This window comes from Aquificaceae bacterium, assembly GCA_037722135.1.
GTDB classification, from domain to species: Bacteria; Aquificota; Aquificia; order Aquificales; family Aquificaceae; genus Pampinifervens; species Pampinifervens sericum.
Window position 1 is genome coordinate 1 of sequence record JBBKAW010000076.1, and the last position, 3,328, is coordinate 3,328.

Annotated in this window: 4 protein-coding genes; all 4 read right to left on the reverse strand. The window is 42.8% G+C overall.

Going from position 1 to position 3,328, the window contains the following annotated elements; genetic code table 11:
* Positions 1–28: 28 nt before the first annotated feature.
* Genes WKI49_05520 through WKI49_05535 form a run of 4 tightly spaced genes read right to left on the reverse strand, consistent with a single transcriptional unit; the run spans position 29 to position 3,207 of the window.
* Positions 29–685, reverse strand: a complete 657-nt coding sequence (locus tag WKI49_05520) for an ABC transporter ATP-binding protein (protein MEJ7621949.1) — start codon at positions 683–685, stop codon at positions 29–31.
* The gene (locus tag WKI49_05525; protein MEJ7621950.1) at positions 682–1,902 is read right to left on the reverse strand and encodes an ABC transporter permease; all 1,221 of its coding nucleotides are present in this window, start codon (positions 1,900–1,902) and stop codon (positions 682–684) included. The genes WKI49_05520 and WKI49_05525 overlap by 4 nt, the downstream gene beginning before the upstream one ends.
* The gene (locus WKI49_05530) at positions 1,899–3,005 is read right to left on the reverse strand and encodes an efflux RND transporter periplasmic adaptor subunit (protein MEJ7621951.1); all 1,107 of its coding nucleotides are present in this window, start codon (positions 3,003–3,005) and stop codon (positions 1,899–1,901) included. The genes WKI49_05525 and WKI49_05530 overlap by 4 nt, the downstream gene beginning before the upstream one ends.
* A 13-nt stretch (positions 3,006–3,018) precedes the next feature.
* Positions 3,019–3,207 carry a TrkA C-terminal domain-containing protein gene (locus tag WKI49_05535; GenBank protein ID MEJ7621952.1) on the reverse strand — a complete coding sequence of 63 codons (189 nt, stop codon included), beginning with the start codon at positions 3,205–3,207 and terminating at the stop codon, positions 3,019–3,021.
* Positions 3,208–3,328: the final 121 nt, after the last annotated feature.

The following is a 3,328-nucleotide window of genomic DNA, read 5'->3' on the forward strand; positions in this document are numbered from 1 at the left end:
TTGCTAATTCACCCTGTAGAGTTAAAACTCAGCTTAGAATAACCCCATCCCTTACCTCTATTATCCTATGAGCTTGCTCTGCCAACTCAAGCTCGTGGGTTACCATCACTATGGTAGTGCCTTGAGAGTTTATCTCTTTGAATATTTCCATGACCGCTTGAGTGTTTTTGCTGTCTAAGTTTCCCGTTGGCTCATCCGCAAGTATCACAGAAGGCTTATTCATAAGAGCCCTTGCTATGGCAACCCTTTGCATCTCACCGCCAGATATTTGAAAAATCCTTCTCCTTTCCTTTCCACCAAGCCCCAAAGCCCTCAAAAGCTCATAAGCTCTCTCCTCCGCTTGCTTTCTTTCCATACCCATCTTTATGGCAGGTAGCATAACATTTTCCAAAAGGGTAAACTCGGGAAGTAGGTAGTGAAACTGAAAAACAAAACCTATTTTTTTGTTTCTTATCTCCGATAGCTTTTTCTCGTCGGAAAAATCAACCACTTGACCTTCAAATAAGACCTCTCCCTCTGTAGGTCTGTCAAGAAGACCCATAATGTAGAGCATGGAGCTTTTACCAGAGCCACTTGCCCCTATTATGGCAACAAACTCTCCACTGTATACCTCAAGGTCTATGCCCTTAAGTATCTGTTCTTGACCTATAGACTTTTTTACACCTCTTAACTCTATTATCCTCATTGGCTTCTAAAGATGTCCACAGGGTTTAGTCTACTTGCCCTATAGGATGGGTATAGGCTTGCCAGAAGGGAAAAGAAGAGAGAAAAGACCAAGGCATACACATAAAAAATGGGACTTCTGTCAAGCACAAAACCCTTTGTCCTTACAAGTCCTTCCACATCAAGCCTTATGGACTCAAGGTATTCTTGAAGTCCAAAGCCCAGCAAAGACCCAATTATAGCACCAAGAATCCCTATCACAAAGCCCTCTACCATAAAGATGAGAAGAATATCCCTTCTCAAAAAACCCATAGCCATTAGAATGGCAATATCCCTTTTCTTCTCCAATACGGTCATCATTATTATGTTAAAGATACCAAAGGCGGACACGGTCAATATGGCAAAGACTATCATGTAGGTTATAGTGTTTTGTATTTTGAAGATGCTTAGGAAGTTCCTGTATGCCCTCTGCCAGCTTTCTACTTCGTAGGGTATAGACTCTTGGAGTTCTCTTGAGAGTTTTTCCGCATTGTTTACATCTACTATTTTTATCACTATTTCGTTGACCTCCCCTTGCTTTTCCAAAAGGCTCTGTAGGGTCTTTATGTTTATGTATACCCTTGCTTCGTCTATGTTGGTTATGCCAGATTCAAAAAAGTCCTCTACTGTAACTAAAAGAGTCTGTCCGTTGGGTGCCACTAAGAGAAGTTTTTTGCCAAGCTCATTTATGCCAAGGCTTTTTGCCACGAGGACTCCTATGATAACCCCTGTTCTGTTTGTCTCCAGTCTGTGTAGGTTTTTATGCACCAAAAACTTCTCTATAATGGATGCCTTTGGCTCTCTTTGAGGGTCAATGCCCAAAAGGGTTACTGGCTTGTCCTTTACCCCATACTTTAGAATGCCTCTGCTTACAAGTCTTGGAGCTACACCCAAAACCTCTGGATGCTTTTCTACCTCCTGCACTATATCCTGCCAGCCCAGTATCCTGTCCTTTTCCTTTGGTTTTTCTCCAAGCAAGACCGCATTGGCTTCCACCTGCTGAGATTCCTCTCTTGGCTTTATCTTTATGTGTGGCTCAAGGTCTATCACCTGCTGTATAAAGTAGTTTTGAAAGCCGAGCATAAGAGAGCTCATCACTATAAAGGCGGAGACACCTATGGAAACGCCAAGCACAGAAACAAAGGTCTGCCTTTTCCTCTGAAGGAGAAGTTTAAAAGCCACAAAAAGCACATGCTTCATGGCACTACCACTTTGTCCCCAGGCTTTAGCCCCTCTAAGACTTCAAGATACTCTCCATACCTCCTGCCAACCTTTACAGGCACTTTGACCCTTCTCACGCCGTCATACAAAAGCACATAGCCCTCTTGGTAAGCACTTGCTGGGATAAGGATTGCCCTTTTTCTTTCCACTTCTATCTGACCGTCCACCGTTGAGCCATTGGGAAGGTTCTCGGGTAGCTCCGCATGGACCTTCACAGTAATAAGTTTCCTATTCCTGTCAACTTCTCTTATTACTTGAGAGACTTTCCCCTCAAACCTCTCATTAGGGTAAGCATCTACCCTAAGGATAACCCTTTGACCTTCCCTTAGCATGCCTGCATACTCTTCGTCCACCTCAAGCCAAACTTCCCAACCCTTTGAACCTATTGAGAAAAGCCTGTTTTCCTGACTCATGTGGTTTATATAGTCCCCCGGGTTTACAAACTTTTTGAGAACATACCCATCTATAGGACTTCTTATAACATACTTTTCCTTTTCCCTCAATAGCCTCTCCCTTTCTGCTAATAGCACCCTTTCCTCGGACCTAAGGGAAACTATAGCGTCTTGATAAGTGTTTTTTAACCTCTCGTATTCTCTCTTGCTTAACTCATATTGAGTTTTGCTCTGCTCGTATGCCTCTTTGGATATTAGACCCTGAGAAAAAAGCCTTTCTCTTCTTTCAAAAAGGTTTTTGCTGTTTTCCATGTTTATCCTTGCGGACTCAATGGCACTTTCAAGGCTTTTTAGATAAGCAGAGCCCTCTTTTAGTCTTTCACGCACAAGGTTTAGCCTTTCGGACACTTCCTTTATGCTTGCATCTATGGTCTTTGAGTCAATAGTAGCAAGAGGCTGTCCCTTTCTTACAAAGTCTCCCTCCTTTACGAAAACCTCCTCCACATAGCCAGAAACTTCCGCCTTTACAACCACATAGTTTTCCGCCTTTGCATAGCCAGAGCCATAAACGAGGGTTTTAACCTCCTCTTCTTTGACAACTGCGTAGTTTTCTTTGTGTCCCCTTACCGCAAAGAAAAGCACCAAAGCCACAATAAGAACAAAGGGAAGGGCTATAAAAAGCTTTCGCATCTCTGTTATATTATCACAGAACTCCCATCTTCTCCCTCCTGCCTAACACCACCACAATATCATCTTGAACTATTACCTCTTCAGCTGATGGATTGACTATGAACTTGTCGCCTCTCTTTATGGCAAGGACCGTCATATCGTATTTTCTTCTTAAGTCAAGCTCCTTAAGGGTTTTGTTGTACAGTCTCTGTGGCGCTTTCATCTCAAAGATGCTGTAGTTTTCCGCTATGAGTATTGGAAACTATTCTTCCATGGAGAGGATTTACCGCCTTGGCTATTATCTCCTTTACCCCAAGCTCCATAAGTTGGACTACTACCAATAT

What these genes read in the sequence shown, in the direction of transcription:
- WKI49_05530 (MEJ7621951.1), bottom strand. Translation starts at nt 3,005, where the DNA reads ATGCGAAAGCTTTTTATAGCCCTTCCCTTTGTTCTTATTGTGGCTTTG.
- WKI49_05520 (MEJ7621949.1), bottom strand. Translation starts at nt 685, where the DNA reads ATGAGGATAATAGAGTTAAGAGGTGTAAAAAAGTCTATAGGTCAAGAA.
- WKI49_05525 (MEJ7621950.1), bottom strand. Translation starts at nt 1,902, where the DNA reads ATGAAGCATGTGCTTTTTGTGGCTTTTAAACTTCTCCTTCAGAGGAAA.
- WKI49_05535 (MEJ7621952.1), bottom strand. Translation starts at nt 3,207, where the DNA reads ATGAAAGCGCCACAGAGACTGTACAACAAAACCCTTAAGGAGCTTGAC.